General features: G+C 33.1%; 23 protein-coding genes. 13 read left to right on the forward strand and 10 right to left on the reverse strand.

From position 1 onward, the window contains the following. Positions 1-104: 104 nt before the first annotated feature. Entirely contained in the window at positions 105-635 is a 531-nt protein-coding gene (locus KA900_RS11875) for a hypothetical protein (protein WP_096808604.1), read from the reverse strand. A 260-nt stretch (positions 636-895) separates the two neighbouring features. On the opposite strand from KA900_RS11875, the gene KA900_RS11880 reads away from it, so the two are divergent. The 3 genes from KA900_RS11880 (at position 896) to KA900_RS11890 (ending at position 3136) form a co-directional block, all read left to right on the forward strand. Continuing rightward, the gene (locus KA900_RS11880) at positions 896-1810 is read left to right on the forward strand and encodes a bile acid:sodium symporter family protein (protein WP_096808605.1); all 915 of its coding nucleotides are present in this window, start codon (positions 896-898) and stop codon (positions 1808-1810) included. Between the two features lie 483 nt (positions 1811-2293). Continuing rightward, positions 2294-2938: an HAD family hydrolase gene (locus KA900_RS11885; protein WP_096808606.1), complete on the forward strand. Its 645-nt coding sequence runs from the start codon at positions 2294-2296 to the stop codon at positions 2936-2938. Positions 2939-2944: 6 nt separating this feature from the next. Further along, positions 2945-3136 carry a hypothetical protein gene (locus KA900_RS11890; RefSeq protein ID WP_096808607.1) on the forward strand — a complete coding sequence of 64 codons (192 nt, stop codon included), beginning with the start codon at positions 2945-2947 and terminating at the stop codon, positions 3134-3136. A 106-nt stretch (positions 3137-3242) separates the two neighbouring features. On the opposite strand, the gene KA900_RS11895 is transcribed toward KA900_RS11890, so the two are convergent. The 3 genes from KA900_RS11895 to KA900_RS11905 all read right to left on the reverse strand — a co-directional run bounded on the left by KA900_RS11895 (position 3243) and on the right by KA900_RS11905 (position 4728). Further along, positions 3243-3428, reverse strand: coding sequence for a hypothetical protein (locus KA900_RS11895; protein WP_096808608.1), 186 nt, complete (start codon positions 3426-3428; stop codon positions 3243-3245). Continuing rightward, positions 3425-3784 carry a hypothetical protein gene (locus KA900_RS11900; protein ID WP_103372785.1) on the reverse strand — a complete coding sequence of 120 codons (360 nt, stop codon included), beginning with the start codon at positions 3782-3784 and terminating at the stop codon, positions 3425-3427. The genes KA900_RS11895 and KA900_RS11900 overlap by 4 nt, the downstream gene beginning before the upstream one ends. A gap of 104 nt (positions 3785-3888) precedes the next feature. Then, a complete protein-coding gene (locus tag KA900_RS11905) occupies positions 3889-4728 on the reverse strand; it encodes a formate/nitrite transporter family protein (RefSeq protein ID WP_096808610.1) in 840 nt (279 codons plus the stop codon). A 527-nt stretch (positions 4729-5255) separates the two neighbouring features. Between KA900_RS11905 and KA900_RS11910 the strand changes: the two genes are divergently transcribed. Beyond that, positions 5256-6644, forward strand: a complete 1389-nt coding sequence (locus tag KA900_RS11910; protein ID WP_096808611.1) for an amino acid permease — start codon at positions 5256-5258, stop codon at positions 6642-6644. Between the two features lie 353 nt (positions 6645-6997). Continuing rightward, positions 6998-8437, forward strand: coding sequence for an alkaline phosphatase (locus KA900_RS11915; protein WP_103372787.1), 1440 nt, complete (start codon positions 6998-7000; stop codon positions 8435-8437). Between the two features lie 320 nt (positions 8438-8757). On the opposite strand, the gene KA900_RS11920 is transcribed toward KA900_RS11915, so the two are convergent. The 5 genes from KA900_RS11920 to KA900_RS11940 all read right to left on the reverse strand — a co-directional run bounded on the left by KA900_RS11920 (position 8758) and on the right by KA900_RS11940 (position 13473). Beyond that, positions 8758-9633 (reverse strand): MurR/RpiR family transcriptional regulator, encoded by an 876-nt coding sequence (locus KA900_RS11920; protein ID WP_096808613.1) that lies wholly within the window; start codon positions 9631-9633, stop codon positions 8758-8760. Between the two features lie 3 nt (positions 9634-9636). Continuing rightward, on the reverse strand, positions 9637-11076 hold the full coding sequence (locus KA900_RS11925; protein WP_210139688.1) for a PTS transporter subunit EIIC: 1440 nt from the start codon (positions 11074-11076) through the stop codon (positions 9637-9639). A 26-nt stretch (positions 11077-11102) separates the two neighbouring features. Continuing rightward, on the reverse strand, positions 11103-11990 hold the full coding sequence (gene murQ, locus KA900_RS11930) for an N-acetylmuramic acid 6-phosphate etherase (protein ID WP_103372788.1): 888 nt from the start codon (positions 11988-11990) through the stop codon (positions 11103-11105). Continuing rightward, positions 11990-13045: a MupG family TIM beta-alpha barrel fold protein gene (locus KA900_RS11935; RefSeq protein ID WP_103372789.1), complete on the reverse strand. Its 1056-nt coding sequence runs from the start codon at positions 13043-13045 to the stop codon at positions 11990-11992. The genes murQ and KA900_RS11935 overlap by 1 nt, the downstream gene beginning before the upstream one ends. Positions 13046-13143: 98 nt before the next feature. Further along, complete coding sequence (locus KA900_RS11940; protein ID WP_096808617.1) at positions 13144-13473, reverse strand: hypothetical protein; 330 nt, start codon at positions 13471-13473, stop codon at positions 13144-13146. Between the two features lie 119 nt (positions 13474-13592). On the opposite strand from KA900_RS11940, the gene KA900_RS11945 reads away from it, so the two are divergent. Next, positions 13593-14324: a CPBP family intramembrane glutamic endopeptidase gene (locus KA900_RS11945; protein WP_096808618.1), complete on the forward strand. Its 732-nt coding sequence runs from the start codon at positions 13593-13595 to the stop codon at positions 14322-14324. 32 nt (positions 14325-14356) lie between these two features. On the opposite strand, the gene KA900_RS11950 is transcribed toward KA900_RS11945, so the two are convergent. After that, positions 14357-15049 (reverse strand): helix-turn-helix transcriptional regulator, encoded by a 693-nt coding sequence (locus KA900_RS11950; RefSeq protein ID WP_103372790.1) that lies wholly within the window; start codon positions 15047-15049, stop codon positions 14357-14359. Positions 15050-15469: 420 nt separating this feature from the next. Between KA900_RS11950 and KA900_RS11955 the strand changes: the two genes are divergently transcribed. From KA900_RS11955 to KA900_RS11985, 7 genes are all read left to right on the forward strand, one after another. Continuing rightward, a complete protein-coding gene (locus KA900_RS11955; protein WP_103372791.1) occupies positions 15470-16261 on the forward strand; it encodes an inositol monophosphatase family protein in 792 nt (263 codons plus the stop codon). A gap of 118 nt (positions 16262-16379) precedes the next feature. Further along, a complete protein-coding gene (locus tag KA900_RS11960) occupies positions 16380-17354 on the forward strand; it encodes an LCP family glycopolymer transferase (RefSeq protein WP_170006832.1) in 975 nt (324 codons plus the stop codon). Positions 17355-17662: 308 nt separating this feature from the next. Next, the gene (gene fdhF, locus KA900_RS11965; RefSeq protein WP_103372793.1) at positions 17663-20617 is read left to right on the forward strand and encodes a formate dehydrogenase subunit alpha; all 2955 of its coding nucleotides are present in this window, start codon (positions 17663-17665) and stop codon (positions 20615-20617) included. Continuing rightward, positions 20617-21084 (forward strand): helical membrane plugin domain-containing protein, encoded by a 468-nt coding sequence (locus KA900_RS11970; protein WP_096808623.1) that lies wholly within the window; start codon positions 20617-20619, stop codon positions 21082-21084. Before fdhF ends, KA900_RS11970 begins: the two co-directional genes overlap by 1 nt. Positions 21085-21261: 177 nt before the next feature. Further along, positions 21262-21495 carry a hypothetical protein gene (locus tag KA900_RS11975; protein WP_096808624.1) on the forward strand — a complete coding sequence of 78 codons (234 nt, stop codon included), beginning with the start codon at positions 21262-21264 and terminating at the stop codon, positions 21493-21495. Positions 21496-21522: 27 nt separating this feature from the next. Continuing rightward, entirely contained in the window at positions 21523-22299 is a 777-nt protein-coding gene (locus tag KA900_RS11980) for an N-acetylglucosaminidase (RefSeq protein WP_096808625.1), read from the forward strand. A gap of 153 nt (positions 22300-22452) precedes the next feature. After that, positions 22453-23577: an FAD-dependent monooxygenase gene (locus KA900_RS11985; protein WP_096808626.1), complete on the forward strand. Its 1125-nt coding sequence runs from the start codon at positions 22453-22455 to the stop codon at positions 23575-23577. Positions 23578-23612 lie beyond the last annotated feature (35 nt).

Genomic DNA, 23612 nt, shown 5'->3' on the forward strand with positions numbered 1-23612 from the left:
ATTTTAAGGGTTCAGTGCCATTTCTATCTTGCCTCTTTATAAATTACTTTGAGTATGATTTCTGTCGTAGTTTAGCATATTATATTATTAAGTTTAAATTACTTCTAAGAAATTCTAGTTTTATGCATCAACCGCGGTTGGTATGTTGCACTATAGATGTCAATATTGTGTGTAGCGATAGCATGGATTAATTTAGCGAAAACGGTAGGTGAACAAGAAACATTGATGGTATTACGATTGAAGGTATAAACGATAGTTTCTTTTTGATTGATTAAATTCATGATATCGATAACTTTATCTTTAATGAATGCGTCATGAAGGCCGTCAACAGCAAGTTCGAAACGTTTAGATGATAATAACAAATGATCTAGATCGATGAGTTCATGTGAGTGGTTACTTTCTAGTATTTGATAGATTAAATAATTATGGAAACTGAGAAAACTTACTAAATAAGGTAATTGTTGCTTTGATAAATTAACTTCTAAAGCAAACAAATTATTTTTTTTGAAAATAGCAAACTTAAATGATTCACAAAAGTGAATTTGCTTGCAAAGTCTAATTAAATTTTTGCGAATGGCACGTTTATTCAAACCACTGATGTTCAACACAAACGTTTCAGTTTTATCTAAAAACATATTATACCTCCGTATCTATGTAAAGTGACAAGTGCATATTAAACCTAATATATTATTGTCCTTAAAAATTATACATGTTTTAAATTCTATTAAATTGTACCACTCTTTTTCGAAGAAGACACTAGGTCTTTAGAACGAAGTGTTCATTTTCTTTATATTTTTATATAATCAGATTGCGAATATTTTGAAAATTCTGTTGTTTAGGATTTTAAAGTATGGTACATTTTTCTTTATTAATACATAAAGGGAAGTGTTTCTAGATGTTATCAAAAGTGAGTAAGTTTGCAACGAACACATTCTTGGTATGGATGCTCATTGCAGCGATTATTGGGTTTATATTCCCAATGCAACTTGCTACTTTAAGTAGTTGGGTACCTTATTTATTAGGAATTGTAATGTTAGGCATGGGGTTAACGATAGACCCTAAAGATTTCAAAATCGTATTCCAAGCACCACGTTCAGTGATTATAGGCGTTGTACTTCAATATACAATTATGCCTTTAACTGCATTTTTAATTGCTAAATTATTTCATTTGCCACCAGAAGTAGCTATAGGTGTCATTTTAGTCGGATGTTGTCCTGGTGGAACATCTAGTAATGTGATGAGTTATTTGGCAAATGCGAATGTTGCTCTATCAGTGGCTATCACGAGTGTTTCTACATTGTTAGCGCCATTTTTGACGCCAGCTTTAATATATTTATTTGCGCATGAATGGCTACAGGTTTCATTTTTAAGTATGTTTTGGTCAGTTGTTCAAGTTATTTTAATACCTATTATTATTGGCTTTATACTTCAAAAAATATTTAAAAAATTCGCGGATAAAACTGCGACAGCTTTACCAATTGTATCAGTGGTAGCTATTTCATTAATACTCGCATCAGTGGTTGGCGGGAGTAAAACGCAAATATTAGAAACTGGTTTGCTTATATTTGCTGTTGTTATCTTGCATAATATCGTTGGTTATACGCTTGGTTATACATTGGCAAAAATTATGAAATTAGATCGTCCAGATAAAAAAGCTGTATCGATAGAAGTAGGTATGCAAAATTCTGGTCTTGCGGTTTCTCTTGCAACGGTACATTTTAGCCCATTATCTGCGGTGCCAGGGGCCGTATTTAGCTTAATACATAATATTACAGGTCCAATACTTGCAAAATATTGGAATAAAAGGTGAACACAATGTTGACATAAGTAATTGTAATATATGTATTATAAAAAGAGGTAATCATTTAAAATAAATCAATATTACATTTACGGTTTGAAATCGGCATGGGATGTTTGAAATGATGACAAACTTAAAGTTATGATTTTTGAATTATCGTTTTGCATATTTTAGTGTGACTCTAGCACGTCAATCATGTTTCAACCCTGGATGTGATATTGATAGTAGATGGCTAGAATGATAATTAACAACGTTTGTGCATGTGTTTTAGCTCACGTTCATCTACTTGATTCTATTAGTGATTAATACTGGCGCTTTAGCTGTGGGCCTCTTTTTTAGTTATCATTGTCAGGGTGGGATAACGAAATCATTTTATAAAATGATTTCTGTCTCACTCTCTTTTTTGATTTCAATAATATAAAACGTGACCTTACACAGTAGTAAATATGATACACTTACAATAATATGAACTTATATATTTTGGGAGGAAAATGTATGTATAGAGCGGTTGTATTTGATTTTGACGGCACAGTGGTAGACACAGAAAAACATTTATTCGAGATTATAAATAAACATTTAAACTATTATGGTTTACAGGAAGTGACATTTGATTTTTATCGACAATCAATTGGTGGGCTTGCTTCAGCATTGCACCAGCATTTAGAAGCACAACTTGGCAAAGCACGCAAAGAAGCCATATATAAAGAACATAATGAAACAAGTGCAAATTTACCTATGGTTAAGCATATTAAGCAACTAATGGAATACTGTAAAAAGCGTCATATTCCTATGGCTATTGCTACAAGTAGTTTTAGAAATGATATTCAACCGACATTTGACCGATTGGGATTAGATACGTATATCGATGTAGTAGTTGGACGTGAGGACGTAGAAGAAATCAAACCGAGTCCTGATTTATACTTAACAGCGGTTCAAAGATTAAATTATAATCCGGTTAATTGCCTAGCAATAGAAGATTCAGTCAATGGTGCTACTGCAGCTGTAAATGCAGGATTAGATGTGATTGTGAATACAAACGAAATGACAGAACAACAAGATTTTAGCCACGTTTCATATGTTGGTAAAGATTTAACCGGCACAGAAATTATCGAAAACTATTTTGAAAAAAGTAGAGGCTAATGAAATATGAATGGTTATTTAATTTTATTTTTCTTAGGCGGTCCTATTGTTCTAGCTATTGGCAATTTAGTGCTTGGTCCTATTTTTAATAAAAAAGTGCCTTTGAAAATTCAATTTAAATCGTTTATGGTTGGAAGCTTCATTTATTTACTGGGCGCGTTCGTATTATATTATTTAGTATTACAAGATCAATTTTAATAAATTAAAACCCCTGATTTGAACACTTGGATGAAAAAATGTTCAGATCAGGGGTTTATTATAAACTATGAATAGAGGAAACGATCGTGTTCCCTAAAGGTAAGTATTATTTTAAGAATTGAAATATAAGCGTTACAACAACTAAAACAAGCAGAATAGCGTCAATACCTACCATAATTGCAAAACGTGGATTCTTTTCGCCTGTAGCTTTCGATTTTTTAACAGCTTTTAAATTAGGGATTAGACTTACAATTAATAAAACAACAACAACAATACCTATAAAAATACTCATGACTGATCACCACCATTTTTATTTTTTTCTGCAAATTCCCAAATATAACCAGCTATTATACCGATGATGAGTCCAACTATAATGCCTATTTTAAGTGCAGAAAACATGGCGCTAATAATAATTGCAATTAGTAATGAGATAGGAAGCGTGATTCCAAATTTATATTTTCGTTCTGGTGAGTTCACAATGGCAAAAATAAAATAATACAAGATACCAAATACGACTATGGTAAGCAGACTTCTTAAAATTAATGGGCCTGCAGAAGCATCATTACTACTAAAATAATTAATTAAGAAAAACAACACACCAAAGATAATTGCAACTGTGATTGTTCGCTTCAATAGATGTTTATTCATATTGAACTCCTTTTTAATAAAATCTATTGAGCATTATACCATATAAAGTAAGGTAACTATAATTTCATCTATTGTAAATTATACCAATGTAATCAAAATAATATTCAATATTTGGCATGCTTTTTATCTCCATGATATTGATGGTGGTCATTTAAATAAGCGTAGAATAAACCAATCACTAAGCCGCCGCCTATGTAATTACCAATACCAGCGCCAATCAGGTTAATGGCAGCTGGAATAATTGAGAAAATGTCACTTTGATAAACTATCCCACCGGCAAAAAGTACTGTATTATATACGACGTGTTCATAACCCATAAATGCAAAAATGGAGACACCAAACATCATGACAAACATTTTTGCTAAAACATCATCAATTTGCATAGCGATGACCAATGAAATATTAATAAAAAAATTAGCAAAAATACCTTTAATCATAATTGCTATAAAACCTGCGGATAATGTCTTATGATCAATCGTACTTTCTAGCTGTTGCATCATTGCAGGTGTCATAACATCTGAAGCTCGAATTAATAAAAAGAATATAAATCCGCCTAAAGCATTGCCAATAAAGCACATTATAAATATTTTCAAGACACGCATAGGGGTGATAACGCGATAATAGAGACCGACTGTAAAATACATAAAATTACTAGTTAAAAGTTCAGAATTTGTGAAAAGTATGAGCACTAATGCAAAGCTAAATGCAATAGCAGCTATTAAATTAGTTAAACCCACAGAAACACTAGGTGTTAAGGCAGCTTTAATAAGTAATACAAACACTGTGATGACACCTAAGATAAACCCTGCCATAATCGCACGCAATAAGTATCGTTTTAAATAAAAGCTTTGTAAAATATCTTTGGCTCGAATTGTTTCTACCACATGATGCACCCATGCTTTACCATAAAAAACTTTATCCCATTTAATATTTTTCTCGTTCAAAACCTTAACCTCACTTTCCGTTAATTAAAGATAGTATACTATGATATAACGCATTTGTGAAATAAATCACAAATTATTTTTGGTTTTATATAACAGGATATAGAGGAGTGAGACAAAAATCATCTTTTTCTAAAAGAGATTTAGTCTCCTTATATAGGTAAATCACACTACCAAAGAGATATTCATTTAAACGAATGACTTAAGCTTGCCGCATGCATAAGTGTTACTAAGGTTAAGCAGATTATATGAACTTGTGGCTGTACCTAAGTATCACTTTCTACTTTTTATACCAGTGATATACTGACTATAAGATGCGTTAGGGCGAAAATTAAGTATAAGGTCCCAGATGTATAAATCGAAGCAAAAATGACATTGCTTTTTACTATTAAATAAACTATAATGATAGCGTTGATGTAAGGGCTTACATTAACAAAAATAATTATTTAAATTTTTTGAATTTATAGTATAATAGCGACATAATAAGTGATTTGTTTTCACTTATATTTGAATGAGATGGGGTTTGAATGATGAATGAGACTAATGAATTACAAAGGGGACTAGGTGCACGTCAAATGAGAATGATTGCACTTGGCGGTACGATTGGTGTAGGTCTTTTTATGGGAGCGACCAGTACGATTAAATGGACTGGGCCTTCAGTTATATTTGCATATTTAATTGCGGGCTTATTTTTATTTTTAGTAATGAGAGCTATGGGAGAAATGGTATATTTACATCCAACTTCTGGTTCTTTCGCAAATTTTGCAAGTGATTACATAAACCCAGTTACAGGCTATTTAACAGCATGGAGTAATATTTTCCAGTGGGTTGTAGTAGGTATGAGTGAGGTAATTGCTGTCGGAGAATATATGAATTATTGGTTCCCTGATTTGCCTCAATGGATCCCAGGTATTATTGTAGTACTTTTATTAGCGGGAGCTAATATGGTATCAGTCAAAGCATTTGGAGAATTTGAATTTTGGTTTGCCATGATTAAAGTAGTAACAATTATCTTAATGATTATCGCTGGTTTTGGATTGATTTTCTTTGGAATTGGTAATGGTGGAGAAGCTATTGGGCTTTCTAACTTATGGGCTCATGGTGGATTTATGCCTAACGGTTGGATTGGTTTCTTCTTTGCCCTTTCAATTGTAATTGGTTCGTATCAAGGTGTTGAATTAATTGGTATTACAGCAGGAGAAACCAAAGACCCACAAAAGAATATTAAAAGTGCGGTTAACGGTGTCATTTGGCGTATATTAATTTTTTATATAGGTGCTATCTTTGTAATTGTAACTGTATACCCTTGGAACGAATTAGGAAATATTGGAAGTCCATTTGTTGCGACATTTGCAAAAGTAGGTATTACATTTGCTGCAGGACTTATTAACTTTGTCGTACTAACTGCAGCAATGTCAGGATGTAATTCTGGTATATTTAGTGCTAGTCGTATGACATTGAACTTATCTCAAAGAGGTATGCTACCTAAAAGCTTTAGTAAAGTTATGAAAAATGGTGTTCCAGTTTGGACAGTAACTGCAATTGCAGTTGGCATATTAATTGGTGCATTATTAAACGTCATTTTACCATTATTTATTAAAGGTGCAGACAGCATCTTTGTTTATGTATATAGTGCATCTATTTTGCCAGGTATGGTGCCATGGTTTATGATTTTAATCAGTCACTTAAGATTTAGAAAAAATCATCCTGAAGAGATAAAGGATCATCCGTTTAAAATGCCTGGTGGAGCAGTAACGAATTATATTACGATGGCTTTCTTTATCATGGTGCTCATCGGCATGTTATTTAATAAAGAAACAGTAGTTTCAGTTATTATTGGTATCGTATTTTTAGGATTTATGACACTATTTTACTATATGAAAGGCTACCATAAATTAAGTGACGATAAGCAACTTTAAGCAATAAGATAATTGCATACTATAATAACATTTTCAGCTGTTTTTCAAGTTATTACATGGCAGCTACAAATAATGAGGTCGAGGCAAAATAATGTCTCGGCCTTAAATGTTATTTAGGCAGTGAAGGTCATACAGAATAATGCATACCTTTAAAATTTAGATTTCTATCCTAACCTTTTTATTTGTCCATGTTATGTGCTATCTAAAAAGAGTGATTTAAAGCAGGATATAAAATTGTAAATCATGAATAATTTATTTACAAAAAATTAATCTAATCGATACATTCACTCAAAACACTTGATTTACACTTAACTTGCAGGGTCATAATACATATCAGAAGGAGTTAATCATTTATGAAATTATTAAATAAGTTAGCTACTGCAACTGTAGCAAGTGTAATGATTGCAGGCGGATCATTGGGTAGTGTACAAACAACTTATGCATCTGGCCAAAAAAGCACATCAGAAGATGCTCAAAAAACGTCAGATGTCGTGTATACGGGTAATACAGAAAACCCTAAAAATGTCATCTTTTTAGTCGGTGATGGTATGGGACCTTCATATAATGCGGCTTATCGCTATTTTGCAGATAATCCAGAAACGAAAGAAATGGAGCAAACTGCGTTTGATAAATACCACGTAGGGAGTCAACGTACAAATCCAAATGATTCGAAAGAAAATGTTACAGATTCAGCTGCAGGCGCAACTGCATTTAGTTCTGGACATAAAACTTATAATGGGGCCATTGGCGTAGATGCTGATAAAAATAAAGTCAAAACTGTTTTAGAACAAGCGAAAGAAAATGGAAAATCGACTGGCTTAGTTTCTACAGCTGAAATCACAGATGCTACACCAGCTGCTTATGCTTCACATGTAGATAGCCGAGATAAAAAGAACGAAATCGCCAAACAATTTTATAATGATAAAATTAATGGAGAACACAAAGTTGATGTATTACTTGGCGGAGGCGCGGCGTATTTTGGTAAAGATAATGATAACTTAAAAAATAAATTTAAAAAAGATGGATATGATGTAGTTACTAATAAAAATGAAATGCAAAATTCAAAAAGTAAGCAAATTTTAGGGTTATTTGCAGATAATAATATGCCTTTGCAAATTGATGCACCAGATAAAAACCCTACATTAGTAGATATGACAGATAATGCTATAAGTAAATTAAAAGGAAATGATAAAGGCTTTTTCTTAATGGTTGAAGGGGCTTCTATCGATAAAGCAGGCCATCCAAATGATATAACAGGTGTGATGTCGGAAATGGAAGGATTTGAAAAAGCATTTGAATATGCAACGAACTACGCAAAGCATAATCCAGATACACTGGTTGTAGCGACAGCAGATCATTCGACAGGTGGACTGTCTATTGCTAAAGGCGAAGATTATGTATGGAATCCAGATTCAATACATAAAATGAAGCATTCTGGTAAATACATGACTGAAGAAATTGAAAAAGGTAAAAACGTCGAAAAAGTGATTAACAAAGGCTATGGTTTCGCGATTTCAAAAAATCAAATGGATGATATAAAAGAAGAAGCTAAGAAACTGAAAGACTTTAAAAAAGACAAAGATAAATATGAAGCACAATTGCAAAAAGTTCAAGATGCAGTACAAAAACCTATTAATGATAAATCACATACAGGATGGACAACTACAGGTCATACTGGAGAGGATGTAAATACGTATGCTTATGGTCCTGGCAGTGAGAAATTTAAAGGTAACATAGATAATACAGATAATGCCAAAAATATTTTTGATATCTTTCAAAGCGATGTGAAGTAGCGGTGTAATACATTATTAACATTGATTATTTTTAATAAACTTTCAAAAGCGTTTTGAAATATAAGGATAAAAGATTCGCATAAAAACGAGCCCGAGACATCAATAATGTCTCGAGCTCTTATATTATATAGGCGTAGCGGATAAAGTGCGGCTTCTAAAGTAACACTTATACATGAACGCATGCTTATGTAATTCGCTTAACCTAACTGTTTTGATAATCTTCTTTGCTAGAGCGGGACAACGAAATCATTTTTGAAAACTGTGATTTCTGCCCTGCTCTCATTTTTTGTTTGAAATATTATAGATTAAAAAGTGATGCATCAATGCTTAAATTGAATTTTAGATAAATGCTTACGATAATTATCAAGTGCCATTTTAGATTGTGTAATGGAATCTAAAGAACGTTGATAATTTAACGCAATAAATCGATAATAAAGGATATCTACTGTAAATAATTGTGCAAATAAAGATGTTGTTGCAGCCATACGAAGTTCATTTTCATCTGTTTGACCATAAGTTAAAATATAATCCGAAATTTTGGCCACAGGGTTATCAGTAGAACTTGATATGGTAATAATGGGAATGTTGTAATCTGTGGCGACTTTGGCCATTGATTGCATTTCACTGTGAGTACCCTGATTCGTTACGAAAATAACACAATCTTGTTCATCGTGTGTAGCCATTGTAGTCATCAATAAATGTGTTTCTTGAATTAACCTTACATTTAGTCCGATTCGAGACAATTTTTGATATAAATCTGTAACGATTACGAGTGATGCACCATATCCAAATAAGAATATCGTACGCGCCTGTTTTAATGCATCACATATATTGTCTATGTTGTGCTGCTCAATTTGGGATGCAACATAACTCATCGTATCTGTGGCTCTTGCAAGCATTTTTGATTTAATAACATCCACAGATTCATGATCTATTAGTTCCATCGAATTATTATTGATTGCATCTTCAGGCAAATAACGTGAAATTGTTATTTTAAGTTCTTGAAACCCTTTTTCAGTAATTTTTTTACTAAAACGCACAATCGAAGCTGTACTTGTATTGATTTCATTTGAAAGATCTTGAACAGACATGTTTATAATACGATGTGGTGCATTTAAAATAAAATCAGCAATTTTCTTTTCACTTTTTGTAAAAGTTCCATACATATTATCAATTTTATAAAGTACGTTGGTCATAGTTTAACCACCTAAGTTATCAGATTCTCTCATTGATTTTGTTGTACCTAAGAAGAAGGTGAAGAGGAAACCACCGATATAAGCAGCGATTAATCCAGCAATATAACCTAAATACATATGATCTGAAATCAAAGGTAATAACGAAATACCACTTGGCCCGATAGCAGTGGCACCAATATGTCCGATGCCGCCAATTACTGCTCCTCCGATGCCGCCACCAATGCACGCGGTAAAGAATGGTCTTCCAAGCGGTAATGTGACCCCATAAATCAAAGGTTCACCAATGCCTAGGAAACCTACAGGAAGCGCACCTTTAATCGCATTTCTTAGTGTAGTATTTTTCTTGCATCTTACCCAAAGTGCTAATGCGGCGCCCACTTGTCCTGCGCCAGCCATCGCGGCAATAGGTAGTAAATAAGTAGCACCAGATTGATTAATCATCTCAATATGAATAGGGGTAAATATATGATGTAATCCTAACATAACTAATGGTAGGAAGAAAGCACCGATTACAAAGCCGCTAAAGATACCACCGATATCTATAACGCCATTGACAACAGATACTAAACCATCAGATACGAAACCTGCTAAAGGCATAATAATAAATATAGTTAATAAACCTATTACAAACAGTGTGATTGTAGGTGTGACAATAATATCGATTGCATTCGGCACAATTTTATGTAATCTCTTTTCAACTAAACTTAATAACCAAACAGCAAAGATGACGCCGATAATCCCACCTTGCCCTGCTTGTAAAGGATCACCAGTGAAAATGTTAACAATCATATTCTCGTCAGTTAAACCAGTTAATAATGTTGTTCCTCCAATGACACCACCTAAACCTGGTGTCGCACCAAACTCTTTTGCCGCATTAATACCAGTAAATATTGCTAAATAAGCTAACATACCATCTTTAATTACATTAAAGACAGTGACAAGTTGTGTTATCCATTCTCCAGATATAACATTAGCTGCTAATAAGTTACTCAATACTGCGCCAATACCGCCAATTAATCCTGCACCAATAAACGCAGGTATTAAAGGTATAAAAATATTAGCAATTGTCTTTAATAATTTATTGAATTTACCTCGTTTTTGCTTACTTTGAAAAGCTTCTTTATTTTCTTTAGCCCTTGCTTCAGTCTCAGCTTTATAATTTCTTGAGTGGTGGGGGATCGTTTCACCTAAACGAACACCGCTTATTTCAGATATATGTGACGCTACTTTATTAACAGTGCCGGGGCCAACTACGATTTGGACACGGTCATCTTTCACAACACCTATAACGCCTTCAGTAGCTTTTAATTTATCATAATCGATTTTATTTTCATCAATCACTTTAATTCTAACGCGCGTCATACAGTTTATGACATTATCCATATTGTCTAGGCCACCGACTGAATCGACGATATTTTCCGCAAGTGTTTGCTCTTTAGACATCAGACAAACCTCCTATATATCAGTGTTTAATTTTTAATCGCTTGTTTAATGATATGATTATTATCTTCTAAACGCTTAGTTGCTTCCACTTTAGAGATGTCACACATATGCATGACAATAGCAATTTTTAGATTTTGATCTGCTGATTTATACAATTGTTGGGACTGTTGTTGTGAAATGTCACAGATATCTTGAATAATACGAATAGAACGGTCGATTAGTTTTTGATTTGTAGCTTTTACGTCTACCATAAGATTATCATAAACTTTACCTACACCGACCATTGTCACAGTGGAAATCATATTGAGTATTAGTTTTTGTGCTGTACCTGATTTTAATCTCGTAGAACCAGTTAATATTTCAGGGCCTACATTCACTTCAATTGAATTGTTTGCTACTTTACTTATTTTTGCATCAGTATTACAAGCAATTGAAATAGTGTGTGCGCCTACGTCATTCGCGTATTGTAAACCGCCTATGACGTATGGCGTATGCCCACTTGCTGCTATACCAATTACGACATCCTTCTCGTTCAGATGTATATGTTGTAAATCTTCTGCTGCTAAAGGCGCACTATCTTCTGCGCCTTCGACCGCCATAGTCATTGCTTTTTGTCCTCCTGCAATTAACCCAATCACTTCATCTGAAGAAGTATTGAAAGTTGGCACACATTCAGCAGCATCAAGTACACCTAATCTGCCACTAGTGCCCGCACCCATATAAATAATGCGTCCGCCAGCTCTGAATTGCTGGGTCGTAATTTCAATAACTTTAGTTAAATTAGGAATACTTTTTCTGATTTCTTGAGGCACTTTTTGATCTTCGTCATTCATTGTTTCAAGTATTTCTTTTATTGTCATTTCATCTAAATGCATTGTGGCGTCATTTCTAGATTCGGTTGTTAAATCGCTCATCAATTTTGCTCCCTTGTTTTAAGAATAAAGTTAAAAGTATCGTTTGGTTGCATGCAATGAATTAATGCATGTTCTGATGCAATGATTTCACCAACAACATTGACATGCTGATGGGCAGGTAAATCAGTGCGTATAATTTGTAATTCACCTTGGTAGCGATGATTCAATTTATTATCTAACGTAACGCTGCCAGTTCTTCGGTGTATGGTTTGGTTAGGTTTAATGTCAAATGTACAATAATGACGTGCTTCTTGGGACCTAACAACAAGATTAGGGGCATCAGGCCTGACCGTATGTTGCTGTTGTAATATAGATGTTGCTTGTAAGTCGGATAAATTTAACGTAAAAGTAAAGTGTCTATGACATAATATACTGATTAATTGCTGCGCCGTTGTCTCATCTAGTTTAGAGTCACCGATTAAAATTTGCGTCGTCGCATTATTTAATAGTAGTTGCGCACTTTCTACAGGGTGTTTATCTCGGGTTGATTCAATTGTAGGTAACCCTTTAAAAAGAGGGCCTCGAGCGGTTGTTCCTGCGATAAATCCAAAAATAGTCGCGTTTGGATTATACTTAAGAATTAATATGTTTTGCTTATTTACAAATTGATCATCTAAACCAGTGTCAGGGCGTGGATAATAGTTATGGCAATAACATAAATAGGAAAAATCATCTAGTTGTTCATACAGTTGTCGTAGCATTGATTCGGAAAGTATACTTGCGTTCAAGCAACATTGAAAACCATGATTGATGATATCATTAATGACTTCAATAGAAGTGCTGTGGTCAATACGAATTATAAACTGCGCATGTTGATATGCTTGCAGAAACTCATAAAAAGAGTGATCCAGCAATGAAGGATTGATATCAATCATATACGTCAGATGATTGTTTGATAAATAATCTAATAGTTCTCCCAAATAGCGATATTTTGTTTTATCCTCCTCCTCAGGAATTTGGACAGATGTGAAAATCGTAGTGTATCCCAAAGAGATCATTCGTGTAATATACGATTTATCAATGGGTTGTCCTAAGTAAATAGAAAAGCCATGCATTGTTATCACTCCTATATTGCTGTAATCGATTTCATTTTACAATACATGAAAAAGTATTACAATTTTAATTTGAAAAGGGCATAGTTTTTGAAATTTTATTACAAGAAGTTGCTCAACGTTTTGTGTATATCTAATAGGTGACGTTGGATGGCTTCAATGTATTTAATTGTGTTGCCGATTGTTAATTCTTCTATTGGATGATTGCTATGTTTTACAAGAAATTGGTAGTAATTATAGTGTGGGAGTGAAAATCGTTGCATTGAAACATCTGAAAATGAGGAGAGTTCTTGGCTAATAAAATGTTCAATATCAATTTTATGTTGTGCTTTTTTTCGGTTTTGAGTTACGATTGCAAATTTATAAACTTCAATTAAATTAAGTAAGTTATGAATACGTTCTTCTAATTGATGATATTCTAAGTTATACATGAAAGACATCCTTTCTAAAATTATTTATATTAAAGTAATGAACTCATTTTTATTAAATAATGAATGATGATATTATAAGCAATATAAAATGATTAGAAATTGAAGGGAGCCTATTAAAATTGGAAAGAAGGAAATACCGTTTTAAAGATATTGTGTGGAAAGATTTTTCATTGCTTGCCATTTTAATTGCAAGTATGATCGTTTTTTCACTGCTTGGTATAGTGATTGGTTTCTTGTATATAGACAATTTATCTGAAAAAATTGCATTAAAGATAAGTGTAATTGCGCAATTACTTGCCTATTTAGTGACAGCGTGTAGCTTTTATTTTTTACATATGAATGATTTTAAATATCATTTGCGCAAAAATATAAACTTTGTAAAAAATCATTACTTATTTCTTATTATAGTGACAGTAACGATGATGGTTTGTAGCACTATATATAATACAATCATGCAATACTTACCGGATGGAATTGGGTTTAGTGAAACACAAAATGAGTTAGAATTAATGGGGCTATTTGATAAGCCTGCATTTTTGCCAGTTACATTTTTATTAATAGTTATTGGTGCCCCATTAGTTGAGGAAATATGCTTTAGACATTTATTAATAGGTGAATTAGGTAAGAAATTTAATTTCATCGCTATGGGTATTGTATCAACCATTCTTTTTTCATTGATGCATGTGGTTGGCGCAGAGTCACCGTTTGAAATAGGGAGTTATTTAATATTAGCTATTGCAATGGTATATGTTTATTTGAAATCAGGTCGTAAACTTATTGCTAGTGTAAGTCTTCATATGTTGAATAATTTGATTTCATTTATCTTTACTATAATTACCTTATATACATAAGTTTTTGATTTAAAAAAATCCCAGTGAGTTGTTTAGGACTCAGTGGGATTTAAAAATTGTTGATAATTATTAATGGTTATATCTTGTGTTTTAATCGTTTTCTCAAAAGAGTAAGAGATATCATGAATATCAACAATAGGTATTTCATTTGTTTTACCGAGACCAATTTCAAAGACGACGGCTTTCCATAATCCATCTGTGCATAATAAGCCAATAAATATCACATTTTCAGTAGCGACATTGCCATTAGTGTTATATTCCATTGCCATCACATTTCGTTCTGTACAATAGATTAAAACTTCTGAAAAAATAGGTGGTAAATCGGTGTGCGTTTGCTGATCGAATTTAATATAGCGATCGAGCTTTTTAAGTGCACGTCTCATCTTTGTGTAAGGTAGATTTAAGCACTTTTTAATGATAGCATTAATCTCTTCTTTGTAAGGAAGCGTTGTGTAAGATTGACTTTCATTCAAAATCAAGAATAAAGCAGTAAGCTGATTTTCAGTTAATTCAAGTTCATAACTATTCGGTGTTTCTTGAAGTTGATAACCGCCTAATTTTCCGTGTTTTGCTAAAATTTTCACACCTTGATCTTCTAAATCTTGAATATCTCTTAAAATTGTACGTTTCGAAACATTTAAGTTTGCTGCAAGTTCAGTAGCAGTAATTTGTTTATTGTTCTGTATTGCTTGTACCAGTTTATTTTGTCTTTCGCGTTTATTCATTAGAAAGTCACCTCCCAAATGATTACATATTACATTCATTATATCACAAAAGTGACAATGACGACATTTATAAAGTTTTTCCAAAAAAATTTAGAAAACGCTTACATTTTCTGAACCTTTATGTTAGTATAATATTTAGTAACAAGGGGGTAGCGAAAAGATGGCAAAGGGGTAGCTATTACATATAGTTTTGTTAACATCTTTTTCGTACGAGTTACTAAGCAAACATCTTCAATATTTATTACTTACTTTCCTTTCTATTTAGCCGACTAGCATAGCTAGTTGGCTTTATTTAGGTGATTGAAGATTTGTTCTGAAGGTTTGTTACGATAATAAAGTTTATATGATAAAATAAAACAAATTATACATATTAAATGAATATAATAAAAAATAGAGCGTAGTTTAAAGAGGAGGTTTCAAATGAATAAAGAAGCATTAACGAATATAGATGATTTAGTGAGACATTGGTTAACAACCTTAGATGATATTATTCCGCAATTAATAGAAGACATGGTTACCACAACAAAGCGTAATCGATTTGACCTTGTAACTAATGTAGATAAATCAATCCAACAAAATTTCGAAGATTTTTTGCATGAACATTTTCCGGAGCATCAACTTTTTGCTGAAGAAAAGTCAAATGAAGAAGTCAATGCTTACCAAGGCCATGTCTGGGTTATGGATCCGATTGATGGCACGACAAATTTAGTGAAGCAGCAAGAGGATTATTGTATTATATTAGGGTATTTCATAGATGGAGAACCAACGTTATCATATATTTATGATTACCCACATAGAAAACTTTATAAAGCAATTAAAGGGCAAGGTGCTTATATTAATAATCAGCCGTTATCCCAACCAGAAGACTTAAAATTAGAAGATGCGATTATTTCATTTAACACCTTAGTGATGAATGATGCCACGATTCATGAATTAAATAGTGCTTCGTTTGGCTATCGCTTTATTGGCTCATGTGGCTTAGATTCAACACGTGTATTTTTAGGTCAATTTGGCGCGCATGTGAATACAAATCCTAAACCTTGGGATATTGCTGCACAGTTTTTATTTGCAAAAGAACTAGGATTGAAAATGACAACATTAGACAATACTGATTTAGATTTTGCAAAAGCAGGGCCTTTTATTATTAGTAATAAAGCTTGTCATGATGAAGTTTTGAAGATTTTAAATGCAAATACAGGTTATCAAAAATAGTTTAAAATTTGTTTGTAAATGACTTCATTTAATGATAGGACTAAAGAACCATGTTCATTCATATTAATTACTATATAATCAGTAATTAATTATAATAAAACAGAAAATTGAATATAGAATGGAGAATGAAAAGGTGAATCGTTCTGATAAATACAGTAAAAAGAAAATGGGATTACCGACAAAAATATTTTTATGGTTCTTTGGCATACTGATTATCTTAGCAATTTTAGCAGTTATTTATTTAGGATTTAAAATATTTTCTGTAGGTGGGGCAATACATAACCCGTTAGATAGAGATAAATCGTCTTTAAGAGATAAAAATGTCAATTTGAATAATGGGGATCCATTTACGATAGCTTTATTTGGTGTTGATTCAGATGCCAAGCGAGATGCTAATGGCGGGGGTCAACGTAGTGATACAATCATGGTGCTATCTATCAACCCAGATAAAAAAACAACTGAAATTGTTAGCATACCAAGAGATACGCAAGCCGATATTGTAGGTAAAGGGACAACAGAAAAAATTAATCATGCTTATGCATATGGCGGGCCTGACATGGCAGTGAAATCAGTTGAAAAATTATTAAATGTTCCAATCGATCATTATGCCACGATTGATATGGATGGCATGGAAGATATGATTGATACCGTGGGTGGTATTGAAGTTACAAGTAATGCAACTTTCTCTTATGATGGTTTTCAATTTAATGATGGGCAAAAATCGCACATGAATGGTAAGGAAGCCATGGCTTTCATTAGAAGCCGTAAAGAAGAAGGCGCTGGCGGAGATTTTGGCAGACAAGAACGTCAACAATTAGTCATACAAGGTTTAGCAAATAAGTTGACAAGTATTAGCTCAGTAACGCACTTTAATTCATTGATGAACCATGTTGAAGATAATGTTAAAACAGATTTAACTTTAGGTGAACTTAATAAAGTTAGAGGAAATTATAAAGATGCAAATGATAATGTGCACCGTCATCAATTAGAAGGACAGGGTGGTATTCAAGACGACGGTCTTTATTACTTTATACCTAGCCAAAGTTCATTAACTGAAATTGAGGCAAGCGTCAAAAATAACTTGGGCATCTGACTAAAATAAATATGTCTGATTTGATCACACAAACACCCTTCAAAGTAAACAATAAAAATACTTTGAGGGGTGTTTTTTGTCTTTTTTTTTATGGAGAATGTCTTTTTTGATTAATTAATATTTAACACTATCAATTAACATTTAAATAAAACAGAGAGAAAATAGTAGAAAACCTTAACATTTTGATGAAATACCTATACAATGTAATTAACATTACCAAAAAAGTGTGGGGCTTTTAAGATGGAATGTTATTAAACATCTTTGAAGAATAAACATGGGCTTAACAAACATTAATAGGGGTGAAGAATATGCAGGAACATTTAATTATTACATTAGATGGTAAAGATTATCTTGTAGAACCCGGTACAAACTTACTACAATTTATTAAGTCACAAGATACTTTTGTACCCTCTATATGCTATAACGAATCGCTTGGTCCTATAGAAACTTGCGATACATGTACTGTCGAAATTGATGGCGAAATGCAGCGTGCTTGTAGTACGACAATAGATAGACCAATGATAGTAAATACACAAAATGATAATGTACAAACAAGCCAAAAAGAAGCATTAGACCGTATTTTAGAAAATCACATGCTATATTGTACAGTGTGTGATTATAACAACGGCGATTGCGAAATTCATAATACAATGGACCAATGGGGTTTAGAACACCAAACGTATGAATATAAAGAAAAACCATATGAAAAAGATTATGGTCCTTTCTATCGTTACGACCCAGACCAATGTATATTATGTGGACGTTGTGTTGAAGTTTGTCAAGACGTTCAAGTCAACGAAACACTGACAATTGATTGGGAACGTCAACAACCACGTGTTATTTGGGACAATGATACATCCATCAATGATTCATCATGTGTTGGATGCGGCCAATGTGCGACGGTATGTCCGTGTAATGCAATGATGGAAGTGAAGATGGAAGGAAATGCTGGTTATATGACAGATTTAGAGCCAGGTTCTCTTGCAGCTATGATTGATTTAACTAAAAAGGCAGAGCCAGGTTATGGTCCATTATTTGCTGTATCTGATTCAGAAGCAGCTATGCGTGAAGAGCGCATCGAGAAAACTAAAACTGTATGCACATATTGCGGTGTTGGTTGTTCTTTCGATGTATGGACAAAAGGTAGAGAAGTAATAAAAGTACAACCACAACATGAATCCCCAGCAAACAAAATTGCAACATGTATTAAAGGAAAATTTGGTTGGGATTATATTGATTCAGAAGAAAGATTAACTAAACCATTAGTACGTAAAAACGATCAATTTGAAGAAGTAGAGTGGGAAGAAGCACTAAAAGTAGTTTCTGAAAACTTTAAAAAAGTTAAAGCGTCTCATGGTTCAGATGCCTTAGCATTTATTTCTTCTTCTAAAGCAACTAACGAAGAATCTTACTTAATGCAAAAACTTGCTAGACAAGTCATTGGCACAAACAATGTAGATAATTGCTCTCGTTATTGTCAGGCACCAGCTACAAAAGGTTTATTTAGAACAGTAGGGCATGGCGGTGATTCTGGTTCAATTGATGACCTTGAGATTGCTGACATGGTTGTTTTAATTGGTACTAACACGGCTGAAGCACATCCAGTTATTGCTTCGCGTATTAAGCGAGGACATAAATTATATAACAATACGTTAAATGTATTTGATATACGTAAACATGAGATGGCAGAAAGAGCAGACAATTTCTATCAACCTAAACCAGGTACAGATTTAGTTTGGTTATCAGCTGTAACGAAATATATCATAGACAATGATTTACATGATAAAGCGTTCGTTGATGAATGGGTAAATGGTTTTGATGAATATTATAAATCATTAGCGCCATATACAATGGCGTTTGCAGAAGATACAACAGGTATTCCTAAAGAAGATTTAATAGACTTTGCACACCAAATGGTTAATGCGGAAACAGTTTCAATTGCATGGGCAATGGGTGTAACACAACAAGATATTGGTAGTGATACATCAACTTCAATTTCCAACTTATTGTTAGCTACAGGAAATTATAGAAAACCTGGTACTGGCGCGTATCCACTACGTGGTCATAATAACGTGCAAGGTTGTAGTGACATGGGTAGTATGCCAGATCAATTCCCTGGTTACCAAGCAGTAGCGGACGATGAAATTCGCGCTAAATTTGAAAGAGAATATGGCCAAACCTTACCAAGTGTCCCTGGTAAAGATAATCACCAAATGATGGAAGGGATTCACGAAGGAGAAATTGATGCATTATATTTATACGGTGAAGATACAGGCATCGTCGATTCAAACATCAATTATGTACAAGCAGCGCTTGAAAAAGTTGGTTTCCTTGTAGTCCAAGATGAATTTTTCACTTTCACTGCTTCATACGCTGACGTTGTTTTACCAGCAAGTCCTTCATTGGAAAAAACAGGAACATTTACAAATACTGAACGTCGTATTCAACGTTTATACCAAGCATTAGAACCTAAAGGTGAATCGAAACCAGACTGGGTAATTATTCAGGAAATTGCTAAAACATTAGGATATGATTGGAATTATACGCACCCTAGCCAAATAATGGATGAAATAGCTAGATTAACACCATCATATTCAGGTGTTAATTACGATAGATTAGAAGGATACAATAGCCTTCAATGGCCTGTAGCCGAAGATGGCACAGACCAACCAACATTGTATTTAGATGGCTTTAACTTTGAAGATGGTAAAGCGAACTTCTATCCATTAACATTTGATAACTTCTTTAAAGTTAATGAAGAATATGATTTACATGTAAATAACGGTCGTTTATTGGAACATTTCCATGAAGGAAATATGACTTATAAAGTTCCAGGCATTGCATACAAAGTGCCTCATCCGTTTGTTGAGGTTTCCCCAGAATTAGCTAAAGAAAGAGATATTCACGAAGGGGCAGAAGTTAAATTAATTTCAGACAGTGGCGAGGCAGAACTTATTGCACACGTTACAGATAGAGTGAAAGGTAAAGAAATTTATATTCCATTAAATAATGACGCAATGATAAATGGTGACCAAGGCGCTATTAACTTATTGACTAACAGCGATGTGGACAAAGATACAGACACACCTTCATATAAACGTACAAGCTGTCGTATGGAAGTTAAAACACGGAGAGGTAAATCTCCATTGAATCCAACAAACTTCCGTATCAACAAACAAAGACAACCACAATACAGTGTGCGTGTTGAAGATAAGTGGAAACGTGACGACTATACTTTCCCAGGAAGTAAGGTGAATAGGTAATGGCAGAGAGAATAACGCATATTAAACGCATGCAAAAGTCAGAAGCGCAGATTAAGCAAGAAAGTTTAGCTGAAGTAACAGACGCAATTGCAGCAAATAAGGATAGTATTATGAAAGCGATTAATATTATTAGTACTTTAGATGAAGCTAAATTACTCGATGCATTATCAGGTATGGTAAAAAGCCGAGGTGTCATTGCTAATAAATTCTCAGTAGAGTTAAATAAAGAGCAATACACTGGTCTAATTACAAATATGGCTTCACTTGTCTTTTTATTGGGTGATTTAAATGTTAATGATTTAAGCCAAATGTTAAACAAAGTAAACAAGGGCTTAAGTGTGGCTAACCAAGCGAGCCCAAATCAAAAAACATCTATCACTGGCTTGATGGGCGTACTTAAAGACGATGAGATGAACCGTAGTTTAACATATATGTTAAATATGCTTAGAGGTATGTCAAGAGAGTAAAAATAATTGAATGTAGGTATAATCAAATTGGCACTCAATGTGAAATGCTCACATGAGTGCTAATTTTTTATATTAAAAATGACATACTGAAAGATAGGCAAATATGATACAATTTCAGTTAATAGAGCGATATATTTAGAATATTTTACAAGGAGTGGAAGTCTTATTAACCCAAAAATGGTAAAAACGATGGCTATCATATCTAACATATTTTTAGTTATCGGTATTATTTTTTTAATCACTTTAAATATTGTTATGGCTATTACTATGTTTGTTGTTTCATTAGCAATCAGTTTAGTGATATTCAACACTTTATTTAGACATAAAAAGGGCATGCGCATTGCTATTAATCTTTCTTTTATTATTGTGCTTGTGGCAATTGCTTTTGCTTATTTCACACTAACTAAATAAAATGTAAAATAGGGAGTTTTTTATATAATGAATGAGCGTGTTAAACAGCGAATACCATTAATACTATTGATATTAATTATAGTAATATTTGTTATTTTGTTAGTCATAAATGAAACATCTTTGTTTGAAAAACAAAAAACGCATACATTTGATGAGGCGGTAGATAAACAAGTTGGTTCTGGTACTTTAAATATGAAAGAAAAAGATGGTAAATTTCTAAAAGCTTCAACGAAAGATGTTAGTAAAGCAATGGATGTAAACAGTGACCAAGATGATTTGAACCACATGGATATTTCTGAAAAAGTATCGTTATCTGAAGATGAAGTGAATGATATTTTAAAAAGTAAGGGCGTGTTAAAAGGAAAAGGTAAAGCTTTCCTAAAAGCGCAAGATAAATATGAAGTCAACGTTTTATATTTAATAAGCCATGCCTTAGTAGAAACAGGAAATGGTAAATCTGAATTAGCTAAAGGTATTGAAGACAATGGGAAAAAATATTATAACTTTTTTGGAATAGGTGCGTTCGATGAAAATGCTGTCCATACTGGAAGCAGTTTTGCTAAAAAACAAGCTTGGACTTCTCCCGATAAAGCAATTATGGGGGGCGCCCAATTTGTAAGAAATAATTATTTTAATAATAAGCAGATTTCTTTATATCAAATGAGATGGAATCCAAAAGAACCAGGAGAACATCAATACGCGAGTGATGTAGACTGGGATGAAAATATCGCATGGTTTATGAAACATTTCTATAAAAATTTAGGTATTAAAAAAGATGATATCAATAAAGATTATTACCTATAATGGATTCAATATAAAAAGACAATATTGTTTTATTAGTGGATTTGTTTTCTTTTTTATATGTTATTATATCATTGGGTATTAAAAACAATGTCATTATTTAATAATGAAGTATGGAAATTTTTAAAAGACTAGGGAAAGTTGGAGTGAATTAAGATGAAAATAGCAATTGTTGGTGCAGGCATAGGCGGTTTAACTGCAGCAGCTTTATTAATAGAACAAGGTCATGATGTGAGTGTGTTTGAAAAAAAAGACGCAGTATCTGAACTAGGGGCTGGTATTGGCATTGGTGGCAACGTGATTGATAAATTAAATAATCATGATTTAGCAAAAGGACTTAAAAATATAGGACAAGTGGTTGATGTCATGGAAGTACTTGATGAAAAAGCAAACCCATTGTCAAAAATTAAATTGAAAAAAAACACTGTTAATTTAACGATGTCACGCCAAAGTTTATTAGATGTAATTCAATCTTATGTACCTGATAGCGCAATTTTTACAAACCATTATGTAACGGATATTGAAAACGGTGACTTAAAAGTAACGTTACAATTTTCCGAGCAACCTTCACAATCCTTTGATTTATGTATAGGTGCGGATGGCATTCATTCTAATACAAGACAAGCTGTCGCGCCAAATAATAAACCGATTTATCAAGGTTATACAGTATTTAGAGGTTTAGTAGATGAAATAGACCTTAAGGATGGCAATGTGGCTAAAGAATATTGGTCTTCAAAAGGCAGAGTAGGCATCGTGCCTCTATTAAATAACCAAGCTTATTGGTTTATTTCAATAACAGCTAAAGAAAATGATACTAAGATACACGCATTTGCAAAACCGCATTTACAAGCAAGATTTAATCATTTTCCTAATGAAGTCAGACAAGTTCTAGATAAACAAAGCGAAACAGATATATTATTACATGACATGTATGATTTAAACCCGCTAAAAACGTTTGTATACCAACGCGTAGTGCTTCTTGGAGATGCAGCACATGCGATGACCCCCAATATGGGACAAGGCGCAGGTCAAGCAATGGAAGATGCTATTGTTTTAGCTAATTGCATACAAACATACGATTTTGATATGGCATTGCAACGTTATAATAAATTACGGGTCAAGCATACGAAGAAAGTCATTAAACGTTCTAGAAAAATAGGCAAAATTGCTCAAAGAACAAATAAATTTGTGGTTAAAGTGAGAAATAAAATAGCGCAAATCATACCGAATCAACTGATATCTAACCAAACCAAATTCTTATATAAATCTAAAGAAAAGTAAAAATAATAAAAAGCCAGAAAGTACAGTTTATAAGT

Source organism: Staphylococcus sp. GDY8P120P (assembly GCF_017892065.1).
GTDB lineage: Bacteria > Bacillota > Bacilli > Staphylococcales > Staphylococcaceae > Staphylococcus > Staphylococcus nepalensis.